Origin of the sequence: Paenibacillus sp. BT-177, from assembly GCF_025846815.2 — a bacterium.
GTDB lineage: Bacteria > Bacillota > Bacilli > Paenibacillales > Paenibacillaceae > Paenibacillus > Paenibacillus polymyxa_C.
The window spans coordinates 87,213-113,511 of record NZ_JAOYTP010000008.1 but is presented as its reverse complement, the minus strand read 5'-3'; the positions used below and the strand labels follow the sequence as shown (position 1 = coordinate 113,511).

At 43.6% G+C, this 26,299-nt stretch carries 21 protein-coding genes and 2 pseudogenes; all 23 read right to left on the bottom strand.

The features are described 5' to 3' along the window. Nucleotides 1-9: 9 nt before the first annotated feature. The 23 genes and pseudogenes from OIU26_RS20590 to OIU26_RS20480 all read right to left on the bottom strand — a co-directional run bounded on the left by OIU26_RS20590 (nt 10) and on the right by OIU26_RS20480 (nt 25,935). Nucleotides 10-531: a phosphatase PAP2 family protein gene (locus OIU26_RS20590; protein ID WP_025675937.1), complete on the bottom strand. Its 522-nt coding sequence runs from the start codon at nt 529-531 to the stop codon at nt 10-12. Further along, on the bottom strand, nt 509-1,147 hold the full coding sequence (locus OIU26_RS20585; RefSeq protein WP_436449178.1) for a YqaA family protein: 639 nt from the start codon (nt 1,145-1,147) through the stop codon (nt 509-511). Before OIU26_RS20585 ends, OIU26_RS20590 begins: the two co-directional genes overlap by 23 nt. Before the next feature lie 141 nt (nt 1,148-1,288). Then, nucleotides 1,289-1,918 carry a YkoP family protein gene (locus OIU26_RS20580; RefSeq protein WP_264217852.1) on the bottom strand — a complete coding sequence of 210 codons (630 nt, stop codon included), beginning with the start codon at nt 1,916-1,918 and terminating at the stop codon, nt 1,289-1,291. Between the two features lie 368 nt (nt 1,919-2,286). After that, nucleotides 2,287-2,475 carry a hypothetical protein gene (locus OIU26_RS20575; RefSeq protein ID WP_264217851.1) on the bottom strand — a complete coding sequence of 63 codons (189 nt, stop codon included), beginning with the start codon at nt 2,473-2,475 and terminating at the stop codon, nt 2,287-2,289. A gap of 414 nt (nt 2,476-2,889) precedes the next feature. Next, entirely contained in the window at nt 2,890-3,123 is a 234-nt protein-coding gene (locus tag OIU26_RS20570) for an XRE family transcriptional regulator (RefSeq protein WP_264217850.1), read from the bottom strand. A gap of 163 nt (nt 3,124-3,286) precedes the next feature. Further along, on the bottom strand, nt 3,287-5,905 hold the full coding sequence (ppsA, locus tag OIU26_RS20565) for a phosphoenolpyruvate synthase (protein ID WP_264217849.1): 2,619 nt from the start codon (nt 5,903-5,905) through the stop codon (nt 3,287-3,289). A gap of 608 nt (nt 5,906-6,513) precedes the next feature. Then, nucleotides 6,514-7,266: an alpha/beta fold hydrolase gene (locus tag OIU26_RS20560; RefSeq protein ID WP_165083965.1), complete on the bottom strand. Its 753-nt coding sequence runs from the start codon at nt 7,264-7,266 to the stop codon at nt 6,514-6,516. A 222-nt stretch (nt 7,267-7,488) separates the two neighbouring features. After that, complete coding sequence (locus OIU26_RS20555; RefSeq protein WP_013371307.1) at nt 7,489-8,382, bottom strand: carbohydrate ABC transporter permease; 894 nt, start codon at nt 8,380-8,382, stop codon at nt 7,489-7,491. A gap of 13 nt (nt 8,383-8,395) precedes the next feature. After that, nucleotides 8,396-9,310, bottom strand: coding sequence for an ABC transporter permease subunit (locus OIU26_RS20550; protein ID WP_264217848.1), 915 nt, complete (start codon nt 9,308-9,310; stop codon nt 8,396-8,398). A gap of 63 nt (nt 9,311-9,373) precedes the next feature. Then, nucleotides 9,374-11,110, bottom strand: coding sequence for a sugar ABC transporter substrate-binding protein (locus OIU26_RS20545; protein WP_264217847.1), 1,737 nt, complete (start codon nt 11,108-11,110; stop codon nt 9,374-9,376). 269 nt (nt 11,111-11,379) lie between these two features. Beyond that, nucleotides 11,380-12,801, bottom strand: a complete 1,422-nt coding sequence (locus tag OIU26_RS20540) for a response regulator (protein ID WP_264217846.1) — start codon at nt 12,799-12,801, stop codon at nt 11,380-11,382. Next, on the bottom strand, nt 12,798-14,513 hold the full coding sequence (locus OIU26_RS20535) for a histidine kinase (RefSeq protein ID WP_264217845.1): 1,716 nt from the start codon (nt 14,511-14,513) through the stop codon (nt 12,798-12,800). The genes OIU26_RS20540 and OIU26_RS20535 overlap by 4 nt, the downstream gene beginning before the upstream one ends. A 389-nt stretch (nt 14,514-14,902) precedes the next feature. Beyond that, a pseudogene (locus OIU26_RS20530) lies at nt 14,903-16,401 on the bottom strand (alpha/beta hydrolase family protein). Between the two features lie 666 nt (nt 16,402-17,067). Then, on the bottom strand, nt 17,068-18,597 hold the full coding sequence (locus OIU26_RS20525; RefSeq protein WP_264217844.1) for a right-handed parallel beta-helix repeat-containing protein: 1,530 nt from the start codon (nt 18,595-18,597) through the stop codon (nt 17,068-17,070). A 373-nt stretch (nt 18,598-18,970) separates the two neighbouring features. Continuing rightward, nucleotides 18,971-19,081 carry a DUF6254 family protein gene (locus OIU26_RS20520; protein ID WP_014599788.1) on the bottom strand — a complete coding sequence of 37 codons (111 nt, stop codon included), beginning with the start codon at nt 19,079-19,081 and terminating at the stop codon, nt 18,971-18,973. Between the two features lie 102 nt (nt 19,082-19,183). After that, a complete protein-coding gene (locus tag OIU26_RS20515) occupies nt 19,184-19,843 on the bottom strand; it encodes a nitroreductase family protein (RefSeq protein WP_264217843.1) in 660 nt (219 codons plus the stop codon). A 273-nt stretch (nt 19,844-20,116) separates the two neighbouring features. Beyond that, nucleotides 20,117-20,566 carry an RrF2 family transcriptional regulator gene (locus OIU26_RS20510; protein WP_013371316.1) on the bottom strand — a complete coding sequence of 150 codons (450 nt, stop codon included), beginning with the start codon at nt 20,564-20,566 and terminating at the stop codon, nt 20,117-20,119. A gap of 123 nt (nt 20,567-20,689) precedes the next feature. Continuing rightward, nucleotides 20,690-20,889 (bottom strand): annotated as a pseudogene (locus OIU26_RS20505) (hypothetical protein); the annotation flags it as partial. Nucleotides 20,890-21,017: 128 nt separating this feature from the next. After that, nucleotides 21,018-23,426 carry a cellulase family glycosylhydrolase gene (locus OIU26_RS20500; RefSeq protein ID WP_264217842.1) on the bottom strand — a complete coding sequence of 803 codons (2,409 nt, stop codon included), beginning with the start codon at nt 23,424-23,426 and terminating at the stop codon, nt 21,018-21,020. Nucleotides 23,427-23,618: 192 nt separating this feature from the next. Continuing rightward, nucleotides 23,619-23,747: a hypothetical protein gene (locus OIU26_RS20495; RefSeq protein ID WP_013371320.1), complete on the bottom strand. Its 129-nt coding sequence runs from the start codon at nt 23,745-23,747 to the stop codon at nt 23,619-23,621. Nucleotides 23,748-23,909: 162 nt separating this feature from the next. Further along, a complete protein-coding gene (locus OIU26_RS20490; RefSeq protein WP_342212798.1) occupies nt 23,910-24,149 on the bottom strand; it encodes a hypothetical protein in 240 nt (79 codons plus the stop codon). A gap of 174 nt (nt 24,150-24,323) precedes the next feature. Then, nucleotides 24,324-25,505: a DUF4272 domain-containing protein gene (locus tag OIU26_RS20485; protein WP_264217841.1), complete on the bottom strand. Its 1,182-nt coding sequence runs from the start codon at nt 25,503-25,505 to the stop codon at nt 24,324-24,326. A gap of 58 nt (nt 25,506-25,563) precedes the next feature. Then, entirely contained in the window at nt 25,564-25,935 is a 372-nt protein-coding gene (locus OIU26_RS20480) for a hypothetical protein (protein ID WP_264217840.1), read from the bottom strand. Nucleotides 25,936-26,299: the final 364 nt, after the last annotated feature.

Sequence of the window (26,299 nt, the reverse complement as noted above, 5' to 3'; positions counted from 1 at the left end):
TCGTGAAATTTAACTATGTATGAACAAAATAACCAGCACCGCCGTTAGGAATCCGACCATCCCACCAGCCACACAATCGATTGGATAGTGATAGCCCCAATAAACCCGGGATATGGCCACCAACAAGGCCAGACCAATCAAGACAAGCATAATTGCCGGCGATGAGGCCAACATAAAAGGTGTAACCAGGGCGAAAATAGCGGTTGTATGGCCGGATGGGAAGGAATAATCCTTCAACGGGAATTTGCCTACCTTTACCTGCTCCAGCTTGCGGAAAGGCCGGTCTCTGCGCACCTTTCTCTTGATCAGAACAGCAACGATATGGCTAACGGCCAGTGCAATCAAGCTTTGCAGCCCGATTCTGCTGAACTCCCCCTCGGCGAACCATGCCAAGGACACTGCGCAAATGATGGTAAATAAAGCTCCGCCCAAATGGGTAATCCATCCGAACAATCGGTCCAGGGCCCGACTACTCAGCCGATGGTTGCACCAGAAGAACATCGTTTGATCAATTCGCCTTATCCACTGCATTCTGCTTTCCGCCTCCGTTCCCTGTTTTTTCGATCGGTTGATGTTCATCCCTTATCTTCCTCCGCTCAGACAGCTTCCATATCAAGAACCATATTGCCGCAATCGCTATACCAACGCCCACCAGCATAATCGTGAGAACTTGGTTCACCATATTCTCTGCCGCACGGCCATATATATAGAAGAGAAAACCGACTACATAAAACTTCACCGCCCGGCCAATGGCCGCATAGCTGAGCAGCTTCCATAACGTATAATTCATGCATCCGGATAAAATAGTAAATATTTTAAACGGAATCGGAGTGAACGATCCGATCAGGATTGCAGCCTCGCCACGGCGGGCAAATAAGTCGCTTGCCGAATCCAGCCATTTTTTCTTCATTACACTGCCTAAAACATGCTTTCCCGACAGCTTGCCGATCCCATAACCGATCGGTGTCCCAAGCAGGCTTCCGGCAAAGCCAACCGTAGCGAGCCATAAAGCCGACTCCGGTTGCATCGCGCTTAAAGAAAGCTGCAGGAAGAACGCCGGGATAGGGAAGATAATCGCATCGAGCATAGCGTGAATAAAAAGTCCCGTCGCTCCGAAGTTCTGTAAAAATTCCATAATTTCATCCATGAATGCCTTCCCGCCTTTGTTACAGAGCATGATGAAAAATAGGTTACCTCTGGGTGGTATGGGTTTCCAATCGCTGTGTTCCAACTTCATACCGCCCTCCAGGAACTTACCCACCACGCTCTTAGTTTCTTTTGTTTTTAATTAATTGGATCTTGATTTGGGTAGACATAACTCCTTTGAAACGGACTGTCTCTTCATCGTCATAAATCGGTTCCTCAGCGAGCTGCGGGAGTGAATCAGCATCATCGGTATCAATTGTTCGGTCTTGCGGCCAATCCGCTTCTTGCCTTCAGGGTGCATGACGGATAACAATAATCGTAGATAAGCCGTTGTAATGCGTTGAAACAGATCGGACTTCATCGGTTGTTGTTCGAAACCAAGACCATGTATCAAACCACGATGAAGCAGCGTAATGGCGACTAACGCCTTCACCTCTCTGAACTCCGGCTGACTTGCGAATGCCTCGCTGATCTGCTGCATGGATTTCCGTGTAAGCCGGGCCGTCATGAGCGCCGCGCGGTCTGAGTCTTCGGATTTGATCAGCATCAGAATCGTTTCATTATTGAGATGGAGTTCTCCGACCAGATCGCCTCTATCGATGATGGTGGAGTCCGCACAGACGATGCTCTCCCCTCGGTGTTTCTTAATCATGACTTTGCAAATTCCAAAGTGCGATGTATGCGATCCGCGAAAGCGTGAAATCCAATCGAACCCTCTTTCCCACACCATCCAGACTGCCTGCATTGAAGATTTGCGTAAACGAAGCAACATTGATCCAACCATCCCTCATTCTTATTTTAATCGACAAATTCCATTGAAATTGTCAAAACTGAAATAATATTTCTATGTGAATTCCTTATCTCTGTTAACTTAATGATAGAGGATTTAACCAAGAGAGCATACGGGCTGAAGTACTGGCAGGGCCGGATACATCCGGTTGCCTACTGTACATGATTAAGTATGAAAAACAAATCTTAATTAAACGTAAAGAGATTCTTAAAAAAAAGTTAATTTTTGTTTCGGGTTGGAGGTCCGTCACTCAATTTGATGCACATCGCTGCTCGCTCAAGTTTTCATATATAAGTGCGACCAAAAATAGTAAGCCAATAAGAAACACTTAAACTTTGATGAGGTAAGTATCAGAGTGGCAAATAGGTCGGAATGGTATTGAAAATCTGCCATATACTAATTCTGATATTCGATGTTTCGTAAGGGACGATTTTTTTTGCCGTCTGACCCTCTGCGTGGACAGTTCCATAAGCTAGTGTACCCGCCAATATATCTGTTAAAGTAAGTTTCACTCCTTTTCGAATGATGAATAATTTCATAACGCAATCGCTCCATTATTTTAGAATGTTGTTCTGCTTTACCCCCTCACCTTACCTCCGATATTGTTAAATCGAACAGTGATAAAACCGCCAAGCTTTGATGACATCGTACTTGGGCCTGTCACATATACCGCATGACAAACTGTCAACTATCTTATATGACTAGGTCTGAATCATTCGAAAATTGATTTGCAAAAAAATATAAGAAGGTGTGCGTAATTCGTGTTCTCGATAATGAAAAAAAGGTTCTGATTATAATAATAGAATTTATTCACTCACTTTCTAAGGAAATTCTGCCCGTTAAAAAAGGAGCCGATCACGTTGATCAGCTCCTTTTTTTTATTAAGTTAGCGTTTGCCGTTATAGTTTAATGGATTACATTTGTCGCCTTATTGGAACCTGCCACTTATTCCATTAATCTCCCTTTACTTCATTATCATTCGGAATTAATTCATACAATGTACGAACATCACAACCGATGGAATCGGCGATCGATATGGCAATTTTGAGAGGCATCACTCTCCTGTTTTCAATAAAGTCGTAAACTCGTTCCGGTTTAAAAAGCAAGTCTTTTGCCAGCCATTCTGCTGACTTTCCAGATTCCATCAATCGTTCACTCAGTAAGCAACGTCCTAGTTCAAATTTCAAGAAGCGATGACCTCCCGCATAAGATAATATTTAACCTAAGCGTTGTCCATTGCCAGCATGAATATACTTCATAAAGGGAGCCATAACGATGAAGTTCCTCTTGCGTCGGCCCAATTGTTGGGTGAGCTCCTTCCAGTCGCTATCGTTTCCCCTTATTTATCCATTACAAAAATTCGATATACCCTTCTGTTCCATGCACGCGAATTCGTTGCCCATCTTTTATCAGTTTGGTCGCATTCTCCACTCCGACAACGGCTGGCAAGCCATATTCACGTGCGATAACGGCTCCGTGGGTCATCAGTCCGCCCACCTCCGTAACCAACCCTTTTATGGATAAAAATAATGGAGTCCAGCTGGGATCAGTAAAGGCGGTGACTAGTATATCGCCATCTTCCAGATCAGCCCCTTCTATATTCAGGAGCACACGTGCCCGCCCCTCTACAACACCCGAAGAAACAGCGAGGCCTACAATAGCTTTAGCGGGGATATTTTCTCGTTTGTACTGACCCGTAATGATTTCGCCATCAGACGTGATAACACGTGGCGGAGTTAGTTTTTCATATAATCTATACTCGTCTTTGCGTTTGTCGATGACCTGGTAATCCAGTTTATTCGTGCGTATGGTTTCCTGCAATTCTTCAAAAGCGAGATAGTAAATATCTTCTTTTTCATGAAGAACGTTGGCTTGTACGAGTCGTTCCGCTTCCTTTAGTAAAGCCTGTTTATAAATGAAGTAGCGACTAACAATGTCGTATTTCGGATATTCACGATAACCGATGAAATTTCGGATCTGGTCGATCATTTGTTTTGTCTCTTCGGTTTTTTGTTCACCATCCGGTAATTGTTTCAATCGGGCTAATAAATCCTGTTCTTTTTTCATTGCCTCCTGTCGCCCTTGCTCAAATTTTCGTTTACTGGCGCCAGGCTCAAGATTTTTGATGTTACTGAGGATCATGGGTATCAGCATACTTGGTTTTTCACTCCAGCGTGTTCTTGTAATATCGATCTCCCCGGCACATCGCATTCCATATTTGTCGAGATAAGCAGTAATAGCATCACGCACCTGCTGTCCACCTTCGAATTGAACCAGCTCTTCTAAAAAGTTATCATCCTTTACCTGTTGTAAATACTCAATTATTTTCGGGTAGGGACGAATCACATCTGCAACATCCAGTAGCTCCATACCCATTTCAGAAGTGACGTTGTTAGGTACAGATAGGGAAAGTGTGTCTGCTACGTTTTTTTCACCTAACCATTCATCCATTTTTTCATTGATCCATGCTGAAGCATGGATGGCGGACATAATCACACTCAAATTTTTCAGATCTGACGCACGCTGCCTCCGTTGCTGCATATCTTCCAGGATGCAATTCAATACATCCAATCCTGATTTCGTTTGGATGTTATGTTTTAACGCTGATAACGATGTCTCACTACTCTTAATCAATTCAGCAACAATTGCTGGATCGGTTCCTGCCTCTGCCAGAATATCCGCAGACGACATGCCCTTATGGCTTTTAACAGGCCCCTGTTCGCTTTTGTCATATGGGTCCAATTTTATAAAATCTCCCCGCTCTATAATGGTAATAAGCGCGTCTTTTATGAGCGGATCGGAGTGCCCTAAAACATCTAATAAATTTTGCCTCCCATCCGATGAAGCCAGGCCCTTCGTAATATCTACAAACAACCTTCCACCACCAGCTTTAAACATAGGAGCGGAACCTGTTAACCTCCAAACAGATATCCCCAGTGGTTTAATAGGATCCGTCATCATTTGCTGATGTCCAACAGATACATACACGTGGTTCTCCTGGTCAGTTGCTTCAGGAATGGGATATAAAGTGGTGATCGGCCGGCTCTGGACAATATAAAATGTATCTTCAGCCAAACACCATTCGATGTCTTGGGGGCATCCGAAATGTTTTTCAATCTGTCTTCCAATGTGTTCCAGTTGTAAAATTTGTTGATCTGTAAGGGTTTGTGTCTTTTGCTGATCAGGATTGATCTGCTTGGTCTCTGTTCCGCCTTCTTTTCGTCCATAAATAGCCACTTTTTTAGTTTCGATCCTCTTGCTGACGATTACCCCATCCTGTACTTGATAACAATCGGCAGATACCAAGCCGGAGACCAGCGCTTCTCCGAGCCCGAAACTAGCATCGATAGAAAGCACCGTTCGGTTGCCGTTGATGGGATCAGCGGTAAATAAAATCCCTGAAGCCTGTGGAAACACCATCCTTTGAACGATAACAGATAAATAAACTTGGCTGTGATCAAATCCATTCTGCATTCGGTAAATTACCGCGCGTTCCGTAAATAAAGAAGCCCAACATTTGCGGATATGCTCCAAGACGGATTCTTTGCCGATTATATTTAAATAGGTATCTTGTTGACCAGCAAAAGAAGCATGCGGTAAATCCTCGGCCGTCGCACTAGAACGCACAGCATAAGCATAATCATCGCCAAACTCGGAGAGATAGTGAGCAACTGCTTTCACAACATCGGAAGGAATGGTTACTTCCGTAATGGCCTGTCGAATCTTTTGGCTGGTTTCATCAATTTGTTTTCGATCTTCTACTTTAAGCGTAGTTAGCCGATCCAACAAAGCATGAACCCTTTCGTTTTGTTCGATGGCTTTTTGATATCCCACTGTTGTAACACAAAACCCTTCTGGCACTTGTATTCCTTCAATTTTTGATAACTCCCCTAAATTGAGCCCTTTTCCACCAACGAGTAAAAGCTGAGCGTCATCCATTTCTTGAAAATCGAGAACCAGTGAATTCATTCAACATCTCTCCTAACCATTAATATAGAGAAAAAAGCGAACAATCATGATCATGCCTAGTCACCGCCGAAGTAAGTCGCCGCGTACTTCTTCTCAAAACCGCTTGATTATGTACGCAGCCTGATTGCACATTCCACCTTCCTATCTATTTTCTGGGGGGGGTAAAAAAAGCATTGACAAATCAAAGTTCTAGATGTACTATAATAATAGGGATAATATTTTTTGGTCGTTTATATGATTTGTCAATAGCGCTATCGATTATATCATAGCTATTTTTTGTGTTCAATTATTTTATATAAAAAGAGATGATCCTTGAATTTATCAGGGTCATCTCTTTTTGTGTTCAGTTGAACCATCATGTTAGTTTGGTTAGTCATTCTTGATGATCTATCGTCCCTCTGTCTCTTGGATCTATTATTGTTTTGTCAGCAGAAAATAAGGACCTAGACTGTCGCTGTTCCATATCCGTAAACAAACGCTTTCCACTCACCCGCCGCTTTCAAGCGCTAAGATGTTTCTTCCGGGTTGCTCTTTAAGGTTCAAAACTTCTTATTACCCCACTATAATACTTTGATTCAAGAGATACCCAACCAATTCACGCACGGTTCTCACCTGTGACAAAACTGTCGGATGTTATTAGCTAGTTCCTCCGCATGAGTAAGAACAAGCATATGATCGGCCCCTTTGATTTCGGCAAACCTAATTGCAGGTACACGCTTGAAGTGCTCGGCAATATTATACATATCCGGCCATTCTATTGTTCCTTGTATAAATAACATACTCGCTGCAATTTTTTCTAAACGTTCAATCGAAGGCGGCTCTGGCCAAAGGACCTCAAAGCTTCTCCACTCGGTGAATACCCTTGTCATGTAGTGAGTATGCATTTCAGTCAGAAAACTCCGATGGGGGCTGGCCATCGTAGCCCGATAGATCGGTGCGGCTAGGGACAACTCTACAAGTTTTGAAATATCGGGAGCGGCCGCATTCACCGATGCCATATAATTGGTGAATTCTTGCGAATATGCAAATCCCGTTAATGAAGGGGCAATCACCACTAGCCGCTCAACCATAGATGGATATGATAACGCAAAGTCAGTCGCGACTTGCCCACCGATGGAATGGCCAACAAGTGTGACAAGATCCAGTCCGAGATGTTCGAGAAGTTTGCGTAAATCCTCCACAAGTGAAGTCGGCTCTTGCATAGCAGGCGAGTGGCCGGTTCCTCGACCATCGAAGGTAATGATCTGGAATGATTTTGCTAGTTCAGGCACCATATATCTCCATACCCTTGAGTCGACACCTCCCGAGTGAATCATGACTATAGGGACTCCATTCCCTTCGATTTCGTAAAAAAGTTCCACCTTGTTACCCTCCCCCATGTGGTAATATTTTCTCGAGTAATATTTTAATCATGACTGAACATACAGTCTATATTAAAAACGATATCCACTTCGGAAATAAAAACAATATCTCATTTTGGCATACAACGTTTTCTTTCCACCAATTTTTTTATTTTCCATTGTTCATTATAACCCTCCATACAGGGATAGTTTCTTTTATCTTAATCAAGTCACAGCATACAATTACTCTTTTACCGATCCTACAACAATTCCAGTCACAAAATATTTTTGAAGCAACGGATAAATCAGCAGTAGCGGGATGACAGCGACTACGATTTTTGCCGCATTTAAATTTTTGTTTGAAATTTCAGTCAAGTTGCTGAGTTGTGCTGAGTTGGTGCCGGATTGAAGAAGTTCCGCAATATTCACGTTAAGGGACTGAATATACGTCATGAGCGGATAATTGCTAACTTGAGTCATATAGATCAAACCGCTGAAGAAATCATTCCACGTTCCCACGATACTGAATAGTGCTACCGTCGCCAGCGCAGGGATGGACACGGGAACATACACTTTGAACAGGACCTGCAACGGACTTGCCCCATCGATGAATGCTGCTTCCTCTAGGGCCTTAGGTACAGCAGAGAAGAAGTTCATGACAAGGATGACACTGAATATAGGAACAGCTCCTGGTAGAACAAGCGACCAAATTGTATTGAGCATATCGAGGTTTTTGATCAATAGATAACTCGGGATCATCCCACCGCTGAACAGCATGGCAAAAATCATGACGTTCATATAAATGTTTCTGCCCTTAAATTCTCTTTTTGACTTGGAGAGCGGGTATGCCATTAGAACAATAAGAATCATGTTGAGAAGAAGTGTAAGCACAACACGTAGAACAGATATGCCAAAGGAACGCCAGAACTGAGCATCATCAATAATTTTCGTATACGCTGCGGTTGTAAAATTGACCGGTACGAGACCTACAGCATTAGCTGACACGGCCTCACTGCTGCTAAATGAAATCGCAACGATATTCCATAATGGAAGTAGGCAGATCAATGCCAGCAATATGACGATGGCATAGATGACTAACCCGCCAATTCGATTTTTTTGGCTTACAGAATACGACACAGGCTTCGCCTCCTTAAAATATTTTTCGGTCGGTGTATTTTTTGGCCAATTGGTTGGCGGACAATAGCAAAACAATACCAATCACTGACTTGAACAGGCCAACAGCCGTACCGAAGCTATACTGTCGCCCAACGAGTCCAATCCGATATACATAAGTATCCAGAATATCTCCCGATTCATAGACAACTGGGTTATACAGATTATAAATTTGATCGAAGCCGGCACTCAAAATATTAGTCAGACTCATCACTCCCATGAGCAGGATAATAGGCAGCATGCCTGGCAACGTAATATGCCATACTTTTCTCCACCAGCTGGCTCCATCCATTCCTGCCGCCTCATACAGACCCGGATCAATCGAAGTAATTGCAGCCAAATAGACGATGGAACTGTAACCGAACTCCTTCCACACGTCTGTCCCAATAATCAGCGGCTGGAACCAGGTGTTGCTGCCGAGAAAATTAATATTCTTCAGACCGAAAAAGGCCAAAATTTGATTCACACTTCCATCTAAACTGAACATGTTAACAACCACGGACGCTAGAACTACCCAGGACAGAAAGTGTGGCAGATAAACAATTGTCTGCACGGATTTTTTAACGAATTTGATGCGGATCTCATTTAACAAAATGGAAAAAATGATAGCCATCATTGTTCCCAATAGAATCTTGGCAATGGCAATCACCAACGTATTACTGAAAACCTGTGCGATGTCCGGGAGCTTAAACATATAAATAAAGTGCTTCAGCCCTACAAATTTGGAGCCTAACATTCCCTTGGCTGGTATATAATCCTGAAACGCCGTAATGACACCGACCATCGGTACATAGCTGAATACCAGCAAAAATAAAATACCCGGAAGCATCATCAGATGATATATGGCACCCGTGCCGAACCGGATTTTTGCTTTATCGTTTCCCTGTTTCATGGATGGACCCCTTTCCTAAAAGCAGGGCTGCAATACGCAGCCCTGTTAGCAGTTCAAGATTGTTTATTTTTTGGATGCAACCTCGTCTTTAATTTCCTGAATTACCTGGTCACCGCCTTGCTTCTTCCAATTGCTAACGAATGTATCGAAGTAATTCAGAGGTTCTGCGCCAGTCACAATTTTGATGAAAGATTCCTGCTCCATCTTGGTCAGATTAGCCCAGGTCTGTTTCATGCTTGGTGTAGTTCCGGAGAAAGCGGGTGTCATCCATACAAATTTGTTTTCCCGTGTCAGTTTGTCAATGAGTCCCACTCCGTTGATACGCGAGTGATATTTCGACCAGGCTGTAACGTTATCCGTATCCATATTACTTAAGTAAGTCTGGATACTTTTAATATTGTTCTTTGATTCTGTTGTCCGGACCTGATCCAAACTTATCTCTCCTTTAATCCCTCGAACGATATCAGAGTAGTCATCCAGTAACGAGGTCGCCGAGTTGACTTCAATATTAAACGGTCTGGTAGAACCGTCTACGCCGTTCTCTTGATACTTGGCAGCTTCTGGCATAGATGTTCCCACATTTTTATCATTTGCCAGTTTATCGTAGAAAAGGTTTACGATTTTAACGGCGAGTTCCGGGTGTTCGTATCCTTTTCTTACAACGATAAACTGATTAGCTGGATTGGCGTGTGCCACGTTTACCTTTCCATCTGCATCTTCCAAAGTGTAAGCCGTGAATTTCGCATTCTTATCCTTCTGCTTCACGTTGCCCAGACCCCAGTCGGGAATATGCCATGGTCCAAAAGCAATACCGCATTGGCCGTTGGTGTACAGTGCCGTAATATCATCAAATGTGCGTGTTCCAAATTGCGGATCGATGATGCCTCTCTTGAACCAATCTGCCATGACGCCTAGCATCTGCTTGGTTTCCTCTGTTGTCGAGCCATAAACAATGCTGCCGTCTTTACCCTTCATCCAGTACTGAGGGAATGAACCCTTCGTTGAGGCAACTCCCAGCATGGTATAGGCGGAACCATTGTAGTCAGTTGTATTCAGGGTGTTCACAAAGGGAATACCTACTGGTTTCCCGGTTTGACCAGGATCTCTTTTTAAGAATTCCTCGGCCGTTTTCTCCACATCTTCCAGCTTGATAGCACCATCTCCGTCTGCGTCAAGTTGGATTCCCAGTAAATCCAGCCAATCCTGACGAACCCAGACCATGGTTGGTGCGGAATCTAGGGAAGTAGCTGGAAGCGCCATTAAACGTCCATCTATCGTCGCATTGTCTAACGCCCGGCCCTCATAAGAGTCGTAAATATTCTTGATATTATCTGTGGCATACTGTTTGTAAATTTCCGTCATATCTTCAATCAGATCATTATCAACCAGTTCTTTGAGTTCATCCTTGGAATCGACACGCATCATGTCAGGCAGTTCTCCAGAGGCGATGGCGAGCGAAACCTGACGGCTGTAATCTTCTCCGTTGGCTTCAAATTGGTCTTTAATCTGAGCGTTAAACGCTTTTTTGACCAGTCGAGTATACGCATTATTCTCATACGAATCTCCAGCCGGCAGCTTCGGGTTGGCCGTAGTCACACGACCCATCGTGACGGTTATTTCGTCTTTATAGGCACTGAATGGGTCTCCGGGTGTTATCTCATATTTGCCCGCTTCCTTCGCAGTGGGAGGGTTGGATGAAGCCCCACAGGCTGCAAGGGTTGAAATCATTAGGGCAGATATCGACAGTACGGCCAGACGTCTCGTCAACAATTTGCTTTTTACGGACCATTTAGTTGTCATCTCATTCGATTCCCCTTCGTTGTGAATATTTCTCTATCACTGTTGTTTACGCTTTCATTATAAAACTCGATGGAGACAAAACGAGATAGGGATTAAACGTCTGTTTGGATAGAAAAATGTATGCGGTTTCACGACAGGCAGTGAAGTCATACTTGGCTTGTAAGCATTTATCCTACCTGCCGACATACATTTGTCTATCTTTACTTACTAACCAAAGTGAAGCACAAAAAACCGGCAGCTCCTATCAGGAATCTGTCGGCTTGACTGAATTATAAAAGAGTACGCTTTTTATCCCCTCTGCCCAGCTGTCGATATTCACTTGGAAGCAGGCCTGTCAACTCGCGGAAAATTCGGCTGAAATATTTTTCATCCGTATAACCCACTCGCTCCGCAATCCAGAAAATCTGATTATTTGTATTCAATAAATACTCTTTAGACTTCTCTATTCGTATAAAACGGGAGTACTCATTAAAGGTTTTCCCCATCAGATCCTTGAAGCATTGACTGAAATAGCTTCGGCTGATGTTCAGTTGCTGGGACAAACTTGAAGCAGTAAAAGCTTGGTCCAAATCATTTTGCATGATCATAATTGATTTTTTGACGGCGTCTACAATCTCCTGTGAATACGAGGTCTGTTCATCTGCCTTACGAATGTCCACAGAGGTCTGCTTGATCCAAGCTTCTACCTCGTACCACGATAGAAAAGAATGGATCATTGAGATTCTACCAAGCGTAGTCTCGGCAAAAAGGTGATTCCATTCCATAACTATCGAGTATAGCAATCCCATCAGCTGGCTTTTATGCAATCTTAGTGATTTGAACTGTTCAATCAGTTGGTTGTAGTAACTGTCGTTATGTGTCCATGGTGATAGAAACCAGCTTTGCTTAATTCGATCCATGTCTTCATCCTGCGGTTCTATTGGAAATGAGTCCTCCACATTCATCGAAACGGCAATGACAGGATCATAAGGGTCGTATGCATAGAATAAGGACGTTTCTGTATAATTCATAATCCAGTTTTGGATTTGCGACCACGTTCGCTCTTGTACATCGGATATAACTAGCAAGGCGCCTTGGGGAACTTGGTCCCGGTATTCCTTCAGTTTGTGGAACAGTTGATCCTCTAAGTCCATGGGTGCCGCCCACATCCAACTGTTCCGTTCAACCTCCCATCGGATCTCATCTACACTGGATGTCGGTTCAATCGGCCAGCTCTGTCCTAACTTGCGATCCAGTGAAACAAGTGCATACACATGGCGGTAATGGACATTAGTCTCACTAAGCAGCGGCAGCTTTCGTTTTTTATTCGTCAGCTCGTCAATCCGGATATGTATTCGATGCAGCACGTGTTCGAATTGCTCCTGCTCGAGCTGAACCTTGGCTATATAGTCGATGGCTCCCAGCCTGAGCGCTTCCTGGATATAATCGAAATCTTGATGCAGTGTTAATACGACAATATGAAGCTCTGGATAGAGTTGCCTTGCAGCTCGCATCAGTTCAATACCTGACATCACCGGCATCGCGAGATCCGTCAACATCAGATCGACCGGTTGGGATTTCAGAAAATCCAGTGCTTTCAACCCGTTACTTGCTTCTCCTACAACTTCCATATTGAACTCATTCCACGGCATCGCAGAGCTTATGCCTTTTCGTACCAATTTGTCGTCATCCACAATCAATACTTTAATCATCCCCGAACATCTTCTCCTTTGATAGGAAGTATGAGCAGAATACTTGTCCCTGTACCCAATTCACTTTCGATCACCAGTTGTGCTTGATCTCCGTACTGTGCCCTCAACATGCGGTGAACATAATTGAGTCCGATGCCCATCCCTACTTTTTTATGTTCTGCTATACGATTGTTCAAGAGTTTTTGAATCGCTTCCTCGGTCATGCCGGCTCCATTATCCTGTATCAGAATATTCAGCGTTTTGGTGAGTGTAACTTCAATTTGAATAAAACCTTCGTCACTCAGTCCATGATAGAGAGAATTTTCAACCAACGGTTGCAGAATAAAACGAGGCACAGGTATTTGAAGCACATGGTCATCCGCTGAAATACGCACGTCAAATTCAAAGTCATATCGAATTTGCTGCAGGACTAGATACTGTCTTAGCGCATCAATTTCCTCTTCCATCGTCGATACTTGCCCTAATTTACCCAAATTGTAATACAACAGCTTGTTCAAGGATTGCACCAACTTGTCAATCTCCCCTTGTCCATTCATGACGGCCAGCCAATGTACAGTATCTAGCGTATTCATCAGAAAGTGAGGATTGATCTGATATAACAATTTTTCCACTTCCAAATCTGCACGGATCTTCTCTTTCTGCTGCACTTCCTTGAACAGGTCACCGATTTGATGCTGCATATTTGAGAATTCTCCCAGTAGAAAATCGAACTCGGGAATATGAGTGCGGGTCTGGCTACCTGCCTTTTTTTGTGGATTCTGAGACATTCCGTTAATTTCAGAATGGAACAGACCGAGTGGCTTGTAGACCATCTTCCACAGAAGCCAAGCAAGAAATACAGTAAAGCCGAGAAAAAATAAAGCGACCAGTAATATTTGAAGCAACCACTGGTTTTTCTCCTGTTGATACTTAGCCTGCGAAATTACCGAGATGACGCTCCAATTCTGAGCGGAGTCCTCCTTAAACCAATGGTAGTCACGGGATATTCCGTCTTTTGCAGCACTTTTTGATAAGCTGAAGAAATTCTCCCCCACTTTCATCGTTTCCGGAATTTCACTGTAAACAATTTGACCTTCACCATTCAGGATCAAATGCGATAAAGCTCCTTGGTATTGGTTGTAACCCAGTATATCCTGTGTAAGGCGAAATCCGGATTCGACGTAAATATATACATCGTCCCTTTGAGGCAGTTGTACCTTTCGCATGGCAGATAAAACGAGTTGGTCATTAAATCGGTTCATACTGATATGGGGACCATAGTACGAAATGCCATAAGATTTGAAAAGCACAGGCAAAGACTCAGGGGCAAAACGATCTTTGATAGGAAAGTTAGCGAACTGTGTAGCGCCTTCTTTCTGAAAATAATATAAGGTCAAGCCTATATTCGGATTAGTAAACGTTACAACATTTAACTCATTCTTTAATTCATCTCTAGCCTCAATCAATTCAATTATATTGGAGGAAGGTTGCAAGACTTCATCCAGTTTTTTGCCTAAAGTACCGCTATATGATAATTGCTGAGTAACATGATTCAGATTGGTAATTGAATTTTCCAGTGATAAAGTTACCTGCTGTAGATTGCTCCTAATTCCATCATTGATTTTATTTACAAAAATGGAATCAATGGTATAATAAGAAATTGCAAATATACTAATAAAGGGAATAAACGCGCTGAGAAAAAACAATAAAAAGATTCTTTTTTTAAGTGTCATTCCGCCCCATTCTCCTTAGGTAAATAAAAGAGCAAGCCCCTGATTATGGAGCTTGCTGTTTATTGAACAACAGCTCTAGCAATTATCTTATTCCTCATAGACAGCGACCTATTTGAGAATAGACAACATCTTCATCCGATCCAGACTGGAATAATCAGGATTTTCCCATCTCGGTGAGGTCCAATTCTGTTCATAATTATAGAATGATATTTCAATATGTCAAACGCTTTCATGGAATTCATAGAACTTATTCTCCCTTCCTCTTTGCATACATGGCATTGTATTTGTTCTTCTTAGACAAAGAAAAACTCCCCTTCAATTAGCAGTTTATTTATTAAACCTGTCTACTTGAAGGGGAGCATATCAAAATCGGTAGTCTGTTCCGTAATTTATAATAGCGAGGTTACGAACTTCACCTCCGGAAAACGGCTATCCGGTCCTTTCATTAAGATTCCGCCTTGATTTTTCAGATACCTATCGAAGAAATCTAGCATATAGGCATTGATAACGGAGTTCGCTCTTTCGGGCGCAATCTTTCCTGTAATGCCCAGCATTTTGAAAATCGGAGAAATGAACTGTACGTCAGCGAAATTCAAATGCTCCGTATTTTCGATATAGAGGACTTGTCCCCCTTCGTCGATCGTTTCACGCATCCGTTCAAGCTCCAACTTTTTATCTTCCGTTACTTGATCCTCCCACTCTCTTGTTGATCCCATACGGTTAAGCTCTGCATCCGTGTAGACCCGATTATCCATTACCATTTTTAATTTTTCGAAATAGCTTTCCGAGTTGATGAACAAAAACGGCTTTCGCAGACCCTCTCTGTCACGCAGTCGATAAAGCCCTCCATCAAGGTCTATCCCGACTGCGATTCGCGGATCGTAAGAAGCGTCATAGGCCGTCGCTCCACCGATGGAATGACCGAACACCCCGACATGACCGAGATCAATCCTCCCTTTTAGATGACTTGGAATCTGCCCCGATTGGATGAGCTCGAATTGGTCCAGCGCAAACGCCACATCGCCGGTTAAAACTTGTCCCAACTTGTCGCGATTTCCTCTGCTCGTCTGGTAATCATGGTCGGGCGAGAATAAGTCGTTGGTTGTGCTGGTTGTGATTCGACCGTCCGGAAACTCGGTTGCAAATGTATTGTAGGTGTGGTCGATCACTGCCACGATATATCCGTGACTCGCGAGATTTTCGGCTTGCGACGTGTGGAGAAACCTAGAAGAGCCGTTGCCGGGATTCGCAAGGAGCAGCGGGTATGAAGTCTGTGCCGAAGAGACTTCGGCCCCCGAATAAGTATGACTGGATACGTACCTCAGGTGTTGAAACGTAAACCCGGGAAGACCATAGTTCGCGGCCATATAACGTAAAATCTGGGTATCGGGAATAAAGGGAGCATACTTGCCAGTGCTAGCTTGTGCCGGATACCAGACCTGAACCATCAATTCTCTCTTACCATCTCTGGATTCGTCGAAAATCTCTTCCCTATTTGTATCCACGAAATGAAAAATTTGCGTTCCTACCTTAAATTCGCCTGTCGGTTCAGGTAGTTTAAATACAGGAAAAGCATACATAAGACCCGCTGTTACTACCAGCATTATCGCTATAGCGGTATAAGCTGAACCCAACATGAATCGTGGGATTTTTTTTGGACCGTTTTTTTAAAATAGCTATAACCTGAAATGGCTAAAAAAATGATCGTTATGCAATATGGGAAAAATAGCTGAATTCTGTATCCTTCCACCGTCCAATGAATGACCAGTAAAAGTGTGGCAATACCGCTTGCAACAAATACTGGAATTCTACGCCCTTTTTTTAATAGGAAGGTTAATGAAAACAAGCTGATGTTTGACAATAATAGCAACAGTTCAAACAGCCTCATCTCGATTCTCCTTTTAAAAAATTTCTATTTTCGTTTGATCCAATCTTATCCTGCCAGGCTGGCATAAGCTATCGATTTGCCTTACATCTACCTTACAATTTTGTAATTCGATCTTGCGGTATTGGAGGACTCGTAAAAACAGTAAGTTCCAATCGCTCTTCGGCGAAGGCATGCTGGTGTTTTTTTTAAATCAGAAAAGAAGCCAAGTCCTATGTTTAGTATCCTGATTGTAGAAGACGATCTTAAGCTGCCGCAGCTGCTTCAATCATTCAATCATATATGGAGAAAACGGGTATCGAGCTGAAGCGGTCTAATTGTTTATTTGTAGTCAATGCTATCAACCTTTCTCTATAGAAGAATAATGTTGCGCCTAGGATGCCTCTCCATAGCAACAAGCAATCGGTGATCATAATGTGACCTTTGAATTAAATGATAATAATTATCATTATCAATTATGATGTATCAAGAACTACAAAAATTGCAAATACACAAATTGTGAATGCTATATATAAAGACAAAAGCCCTCGCATCTAGAGGGCTTTTGGAATAAATCAGCTATTCATTTGAGCCGCCTCATCCCGTCACTTGCATCAACGGAGTATCAGCACGCACAGGACTCCAAAGGGATCAGATTTTGCATAACCCGACAAAAACTCTAGCTTTGCTTCACTCATCTGCACCGATATTCACGGCCTTCCCTTTCACGCGGGGTTCCCCGTCGATATCCTCGGTTCCGATGATGGCGTTATCCGTTGATCCGGAATCGATCGCTGGTGACGAAGACTGCAAACGGAAGTCGCCATTCGTGGCATTCACGAATTTAGGATCGGCAAACAGAGAATGCGCATCGTTGCCCGTTCCCGATTTGTACGTGGGGAATCCTGTATATTCTTTATCTTTCCAGGTCCAGTTGGCCCCCGAACTGCCACCAGGTGCAAAATATAAATTATAATCAACAACATTGCCCGAATTTTGAGTATATCCATTGTAGATCAACACATCAGTCGAACTGGCTACGAAAATATTGTTCTTGATCACGTTGTTTCGTGTATCATACTGAACCAAAAGCTGGCCGCTTCTGTCGTCCAATGTATCGTTCTTGTACAGCGTATTGTTCACGATCTTGCTGTTTACCGTTGAGCCACGCTCGTCATCGTAGCCGCCCATAGCGATGCCGGTTAACCGATTGTTATATATCACGTTACTGCGGACCGTAATATTGCTGGTGGTTTTGCCGGCATGCTCGGAGGCAATTTCGACGCCGATGTCATTGTTATAGCTGTAATTCAGCTCGATAATGTTGTCTTTGCCCCCATCCACATAAATGCCGCCGGCCGAGTTGTCATCGCTCTTGTAGGATGGGTTATTTCGAACCGAATTATTGTACACTCGATTGCCTTTTACCACCCCGTTCCGCACCTGATCGTAAGCAGTATTCGGCGCGGTTCCTTCAAAGCCGATCAGATCGATTGCAATGTTGTCGTTATCGTGAACGAGGTTGCTGGTCACTGCAAAGCCGTTCACATTCCCGTTTAAAACAAGCGATTCGCTGGAGCCGAGCACGAGATTGTATAGTTCATTGCCGTTGATTGTAAGGTTCTGAATCGATGCAGGAGCTTTCGTGCCATAAACAGCGATGCCGTGAGCGTCCCGGCCTAGCCGGTCTTTTCCAGTTGGGGTGGCCGTGTTTTTGATGTCGTGGATTTTGTTATCAGACAGATTAATGAAACCCCCTGCACCGTGAACGTAAATGCCTGTAGGCACTGCGTTCTTGGAAGCAGTGGTAAAATTGCGGATTTCAAACCCTTGGATGGTGACGTAATCGACATCGGCCAATTCGATTAACCCTTCGTTCCCACTGACCGATAGGCCAGTACCGTCAACAATGGCGGTTTCCGTGCCATAGCTTGCGAACACGGTTGGGCCTTGCGAGGCGGAGCCAGAGCGGGTGATTTTCAGTTTCTCCTTATAAACACCACCTCGGACATAGACCTTGCTGCCCGGAGGGACTGCGTCGGCCGCATGCTGGAGCGTTTTCCACGGCGCATCGCTTGTTCCCGCGTTGGAATCGCTACCACTTGTCGCCACATAATATTCGGTACCAGCGGCAGAGGCGGCAGGAGTCTGCACATTATCGATTGCAAGGCCCAACCCCAAGCTTAAACCTACAAGCAAAATTTCACCGAATTTCTTCAAGAATTTTCAACTCCCATTCTATTTCAGCTTTCGTCAAATTAACGTTATCATCACTTTACGGCTTCTTGCAAGCGAAGAACCTCCTCTACCGTCCATGGGCCAGGCTTTCCGTGCAAGAGTCGATAGCGCCCACACGCATTGGTGAATTGCAGTAATTCTTCGCCTTGACAAAGAAAACTAAATAAAAGCAACCCTGAAAATATTATGTATATTTTCAGGGTTGAACGGCTAACTCAATGTCTTCAATAACACTGAACACTCTGAAATAAAACTGTTGGATGCTGCCTGTATGAAGGGCCATTATGATCACACACCATGAGAAGACTGCCGATAAATTTCATCGACAGCCCTTCTCTTCCAAGTAGTATACTCCTCAATCTTGTTCGCTGGACAATTCCTTGAGCGATTTGATTTTACCATGGGGATGCTGTTCTTGCTTTCGTGACTTCCATGCAGCTTCTTTCCTTCTCTTCTGGTGAGCCATAACAGATATCCTCCTTTGGAAATTGTGAATATATACTACTTCCTTAAGTTGTCATTTCTCGCCTTTGTTCATTCATAAAATTAAATTCGTTGGGTCTTGTTTTTAGTTAACGGGCATCTCGTTAAAGAATGTGATATCGTCTATCGGCAGCCGAGTTGTCTGATGACCCGGTTGTGCCGCTTTACCGAGTGCAATCAGCATGATTGGAATGTATCGGTCACTAATACCGAACGCTTGCTTAAGCTCGGCCGCATTATAGCCGCCCATCGCGACGGTATCGTAGCCGTGAGCACGTGCAACCAGCATAAGCTGCTGGGATACAATACCACCATCGATATGAATGACTTTGTGAAGTGTTTCCTCTGGCAATGAAGCATACGTATGAATCGATCTTTCCACGAACGATTTAGCGGTATCTTCTGCTATATAGCCGTGTTTTACTGCTTCGCCGAAAACGTCATCGAGCTTCTTATATCCTTCCGTATCACCAAGCACAACGATCACCGCTGCAGCCTCAGTAACCTGGGATTGATTGTAGGCGATTGGCTGGAGTTTTGCTTTCAATTCCTCTGTCTCAATAACCAAGAAGCGCCAGGGCTGAACGTTACTTGAAGAAGGCGCAAGCGTCGCTTCTTTCAGAAGATCCTTAATCTCCTCGTGAGACAGACGAACCGATTTGTCGTAATGACGCACAGAGCGACGCTCGCGGATAACATCGGCGAACAAGGCGGAGCTCTGACCAGTATGAGTTGAAGTTGACATTATGAATCCTCCTTTAAATAAATACTGTTTTTTATTCAGCACAGTTAAATCCAGACTAAGCGATTAGTCAAAGTTTGAATCCTATTAAAACGAAGTGCCTTGAAAAAAATTCCAACAATATTTCCGCTTCTGCGTACAGGTACAACTGTGTTCATTATCACACAGTATAACCTTAAAAATTAACGTTGCGCGCGGCTTGCGTTTAACTGTTGTTTATATTGCACAGTATAAAATCTAAGCAAGCCGCTGTCAACCGTCTTTTTCCAGGTTCATCTAAAGCTTGGCTTCCAGTTGATTGGCGAGATCAGCAATCGTGTACTTGCTTAATACTCCACGTATGCTATCGTCCATTTCTTGGGTAATATCCTCAAGCGTAGATTTCATACATTTACCGAGCGGATGCGTGCCAGCTGTCTCGGTAATACCAAAGGAAAGCCTGCTGTCTGAACGGAATACATCGTACACATCAACTAGTCGTATAGACTCTGCCGGTTTCCTAAGGTGGTACCCGCCGTCACGGCCTTCCCGGGTTCCGATAAGCCCTTCCTTGGCGAGAACGGAAAGTATGCGGCGCAGCAAAGAAGGCTCCGACTGAAGATATTTGGCGAGTTCAATACTTGGACAAGCTATGCTTTTGTCCTCCTGTGACAATATAACAAGCGCTTGAACAGCCAGTCCAAACCACTTTGGGTGCTGAGTCGGTGTACAATACTCCTGCTTCAACCTTTACTCTCTCCTTCCAGCTTACTCTTAAGTAGTATGAGTAAATTGTACCGAATTCCCTAATATGCTGCAATAGACGAGCTTACATCCAATTTATATATTTAAATATGGTATTGACTTCTGTGCAACAGCTTCTTTGAAAGATGGAAGGCTTAACACATGATCTGCGGCTTCACGCATATTGATTTGAATTCAAGCTTTCCATTTGTAACTTAATGTCTGCTCCCATATTGGCGACTTGCCCTGCGATGATCGGCTTGATCCGTGTTCCCAAATGCCTCAAAACAAAGCTTATAGAAGTCAATTGCTTGGTTAAAGACTGTCTTGTTTATTATTCTTTTATTGTTTGTAAGCTGGCAGCTCATGCAACAAAAAAAGCCGCCAACTTGGCGGCTTTGTGTACAGAAAAAGCTTGTTTTCGTACTGAACATTGTTGACTAACGTTAAATACTCATGGTTTACTGGATGACTGTTTGTTGGCTGAATCGCTATAAACCGAGCTTAATTTTGATGTCGCCCTAATACCATTGGGACCTTCAATGATAATACGACCTTGTTCCGTTAAGCTTGATCCTTGCCAGTCAGTAGTCATATCCAGATAATCAAGACCCGGACTGTTTCCTTTCCAAGACCATGCAAGATAACCTACTCCCTTTTGCTCAGCGTAACTCATAATGGTAGCCTCATCCACATCACCGCTCGTATGCTTAATGCCGAATTCTCCAATCAGCAGAGCTAGGTTTTTATTCAGTACATTATCCATATTGCTCTTTACTGTGGTGGCATTACCTCCGGCATATTCGTACATATGAATGGAGAACATCGTATTTTTAAGCGGATCTGCATTAAAGACTTCTTTTCCGTAGTCAAAAATAGATTGCGGATACTGTCCCCATCCTGCACCATCAACAATGATTGTGTTTTTGATGCCAGCATTTCTGAGCTTAGGTATAACAGACTTATAACCTTGCGCCCAGCCTCCGCCATCCCAAGTTCCATACCATTCGTTCGCGATATTGAGGATGACGGTGCTTTCTTTTCCAATGAGTGCACTTTTCATTTCAATCCAGTAATTAGCGATATTATCCAATACAGCAGCGCTGTCAGACCCTGTGCCATCATGTACTTCTAGAACAACGACCAATTCGTTTTGCTCTGATAAAGTGATTAAATTTTGTATCGCAGACAGATCATCTTTTGTCCATTGCTGACCATCCGACAGTACGATTCTGATGGTGTTCGCTCCCGTTTTTGCAATGGCAGGGATCGCTACAGACTCTTGCCCCTTATACCAGGTATAAGCGTGATTGATTCCCCTCATAACAAACGGATTCCCCTTGGCATTGTAAAGCGTTGTTCCATTAATATAAAAACCTGTATTCTCCGTTGTAGAATTCGTCGTAACCTTTAGGACATTGCTTGCTGTTGAAATATTTCCTGCTGCATCCCTGGCTTTGACAGTGAAGCTGTATGTTGTATTGGCGCTAAGCCCTGTCACCGTATAACTTGTCGTGGGGGTTGAATCGACCAAAGTTGTTCCATTGTACACATCGTAGCTGGTAACATCGACATCGTCTGTTGATGCTGTCCATACAAGGCTTACCGAAGTGTTTGTTTTGGAGTAGCTTTTCAGGTTTGCTGGTGCTGTTGGTGCCGTTGTATCAGGGGTTGAGTCAACAAGCGTAAACTTCCATTTCTGCTGATCATTTCCGTTATCCGTCCATTGCTGCACATTTGCCCCGTCATTAGTATAACCTCCGATTACATCCAGCGCTTTACCGCTAGATTGTACAAGCAGCTTATAATATCCACCGCCGACGTCAATCATTTTCCATTTTTGATTAGTTAAATCGCTGTCTGTCCATTGCTGTACACTAGCCCCATCTTCTGAAGAGCCTCCGGCCACTGTTAATGCTTTACCGCTGGATTGCACAATCAATTTATAATATCCATCGCCAACATCAATGACTTTCCATCTTTGCCGAGCACTACCGTTGTTCGTCCACTGCTGCACCTTCGCTCCATCGGCAGTTGAGTCTCCTGCTTCCAGATTTTTTCCGCTATGCTGTGCCGTTAGTTTATAAGTTTCACCTGAGACAATATTTGTGTCAGCTGCGCTGGTGGTAACATCAATCACATTGCTTGCATCTGACACATTACCTGCGGCATCTCTGGCTTTCACATAAAAGCTGTACGCTATGTTGGCTGTTAGGCCGGTAACGATGAAGGATGTCGATGCACTGGATCCTACGAGGTCTGATCCTTTGTAGATGTCGTAGCTGGAAACACCTACATTGTCTGTAGATTCCGTCCACTGCAAGCCTACTGTTGTATCCGATACTGAGGAACTAGTCAGGTTGGAGGGAGCTGTTGGAGGTAAGTTATCCTCCGGTTTGTCAGCTGAATGCACTTCAAATTCCCAAAGGGAATATCCGTAGCTGGTAGCTCTTTCGATACCGTTCATTTTTACATATCTAGCGTCTGTTGCTTCGAAAGATATCTTATCGATTCCTCCATCTCCAGTCGTGGTGGAATAGACGGTAGTCCAATGATCATCATCCGTCGATGTCTGAACTTGGTAGGACTTCGCATAAGCGGCTTCCCAGTTGAGCGTAACGCCATTGATTTTGGTGGTGCTACCGAGATCTACACTTATCCACTGCGGATCTGAATATTGTGAGGACCATCTAGTTTGCGGGTCACCATCAATCGCAAAATCAGCCGCTTTACTCGAATCTTCGACGGAGCTTGCGGTTGCCGATTGGGTAAGCCTAGCACTTTCGAAAGCGCTCACATTTTTGAACGGCAACATACTCATCAGCAGTCCAAACAAAATCAAGCATGTTATGGTTTTTTTCATTCCCAAAGCCTCCTATTTACCATCATAAATAGCTAATTGGTTACCCCTGCATTCTCATAGATTTCAATTCCATTCTCCATCCCTGAGGCACGGTAAAGTCTTCTCCTTTCCGATCATAATTGGGACCAAAACAAACAAACGTAGAACAACCCTAAAGTAACCGCTTTCTTTTACAACTTCAATTATTTCGCTTTAATAGATTTTCTGTATCATTCCCAGTGATGAGATTTTATCAAAGCGACCTAAAGCATATATATTTTTGTTTTCCAGTACTATTCCTTGATGATTAAAAAGTTTTAAAATCTGTTTTCCTAACTCCATAGCATGGCTCCTAAAAGTGCAAAACAAGACAACTTTCTCCCAGCAGTTGTCTTGTCTAGTATTGTTATATTTGTATAATTGTCGATTCAACTCGTTATTCTCAGGATTGTAATCTTGTTTACCAGAAATATAAATCGCTACCCTTGAGCTTGAACATAGCCTCTATGAAAAAATAATCGCCGTAAATGATAGATTGATGATGAAGTGGTCTCTAGGTTCTTCGGCTGGAAAAGGATGGCTCGGCATGTTCGGAGCTTCTGTCCCCAGAGTCGGTAACTTGCCGCCATGACTCAGGCGCAGCCAGCCGTCTTCAGTCCATATACACTTCTGAATCGCTGTTTCCCTGCCGAGTGGATTCATTAAAGAAGTACCGGGAAAAGGCCGAGTACATAGATGGGCCATATACCATCCCTGTGCTGCGTTTCGACCAGCTTCCCATGATTGAGCCGCAAAGTACGATGTTTGAGATCAGTGAATTGCGAATTTACGGTCAACGTCATGAATTTTAAGTAAAGTGCCCCACACCAAACAATCCTCTACTTAATTGGTAGAGGATTGATGTTTCTAGACTTCCTATTATGTATCTGTGCGCACATCATCCCAATCCTGTCCCATGTAACTGGTGAGCCATTTAAGCACACGATGACGTTCATACACTACACCATCATCCAGATTTCCAGGGGCTGGCTGTTTATGAATGCGGCTATCCACACACATCCAATCGTAACGACAAATTAAATCGGCTTCATCTAAAATTTCCTTGCTGCTGCGCGGCCTTGAGCTTGACAGAAAAGCCTCAAATGAGTCAAATTGCTGCAGTTTTGAAACAGACAACGGCACGTCGCAAATCCCAGTTGGGTCACCTAGCTTCTCAACATGGCCCAAAGCCCATAACAGAGTCCAAAAGCCTTCATAACGCCAGGAGAACTGGATGCCCTCCGACTCATCGACATCATCATTGGATAAGAACCTCTTCTCTTCCGGTGAAAAGAAACGGTCCGCGCCATACTGATCAGTCACTTGATTAATCATCCGTTTCGTATCATCCTTGCTTTCGCCCGCACCGATACACTCGCCTTTCAGTGCTACAATACACAAAGCAACGGCACGGCCAGCCACTTCCTTGAGAGAACGGATGCTGTCTGCGGCTTCATCTCCTAGCCTGCCTGGGATCGGCGGCATTTGCGTAAAGCCTTGATCGACCAATTTCTTTTCCGACCGCAGCTTCCGCTCCATCCCGGATTCGCTAATTGGGTCCTCTCCGTGCAAATAACTGACATGAGCAGTAACTGTATAATCTTCCACTTCCGAACGCCCATTGACATCTAATAACAGACTTCCATCAGGTGCAAGCAAACTACCGCCACCCCAGAACATCAGCCCGTCCAACGAATTTATGATATCAAGTAATTCGGCAAAAAAGGCTTCAGATATATCCTCCTCGGTCTCCACACCAATCACCATATTTAGCGTACTCATCTTGATTAGCAACTTTTGCTGCAAATGTTCGTTTTCAGCAGGAATCTGACTGAAAAAATTTATCATTCCGTTAAGCATGGAGGCAAACTCCTCCGGATTCGTTTTGCTGGTCATTATGTTAAAGCCTTTGACTTTCTTATTAAACCAGCCCTTGCTTTTGACCTCAAATCTAGTTTTGCTTTCATTCACGTGTATCTTGTTATTGGGATAAATCGACTCTAATAGTCTCTCAACCTGATCCAGATCAAAGGTGGAGCTGTATAGCGCACAATTTCTCATGATGACCTCCTTATGGCAACACTACGAATAGTCCATGTTTGTTACTTGCTCGATTCAATTAACTCTGCAAAAGCCGATGCAGTAATGCCTCCCCCTCATTCTCAAACCTTCGCTGTTCCTTCAGGAATCCAGGAACATCTTGTAACCGGGAAGGTCTGTACCCAGGACCGTCACATCCGCAGGAATGATAAGAGTATCCGTTTTGGTACAAAAGCTCTACCTTTTTCCACTGCTTGATATCCGTTTGCTTCGGTGCCTGAAAATCATGCCCCATGCCATGCATGGGCGTCTGGCATTGCGGACAGACATGGACAATCCCCTCATATTTTTCCTTTGGAATCTCAAAGCGGGATGTTTGCTTATATACCTTCCTACAAACAAAGCAGGCAAAGATATCTTTGTATGGACCGTACATTGCATATCTACACATATTTTCACCCTCTTCAAAAAATTGCAATTGGTCTGATATTATTCGCTCACAATTTAGCAATCTATAAATCTATTTTTGAAAAATTAAAAATACATTCACATCACCGTAGTATTAAGAGTACATAGATGTCAAGCTGATGTTTCTTTTATATTAGAACGACACTATAGAACTAATCAAGCTAAAAGGTCCATTCTAGCGCATTCCTCGCAGTAGTGATGTTATTTTTATAGCATTACTTGTTCAAGGCGTAAAATTATGTAGCATGATGTCTCAAAAGTTAACTAAGAAGACTCCAAAGCCGCAGTCAAAGCAGAGCTGGAGCCTTCTTTTAATATCAAAGCAGAATGCGCAAATCCCAGACCGA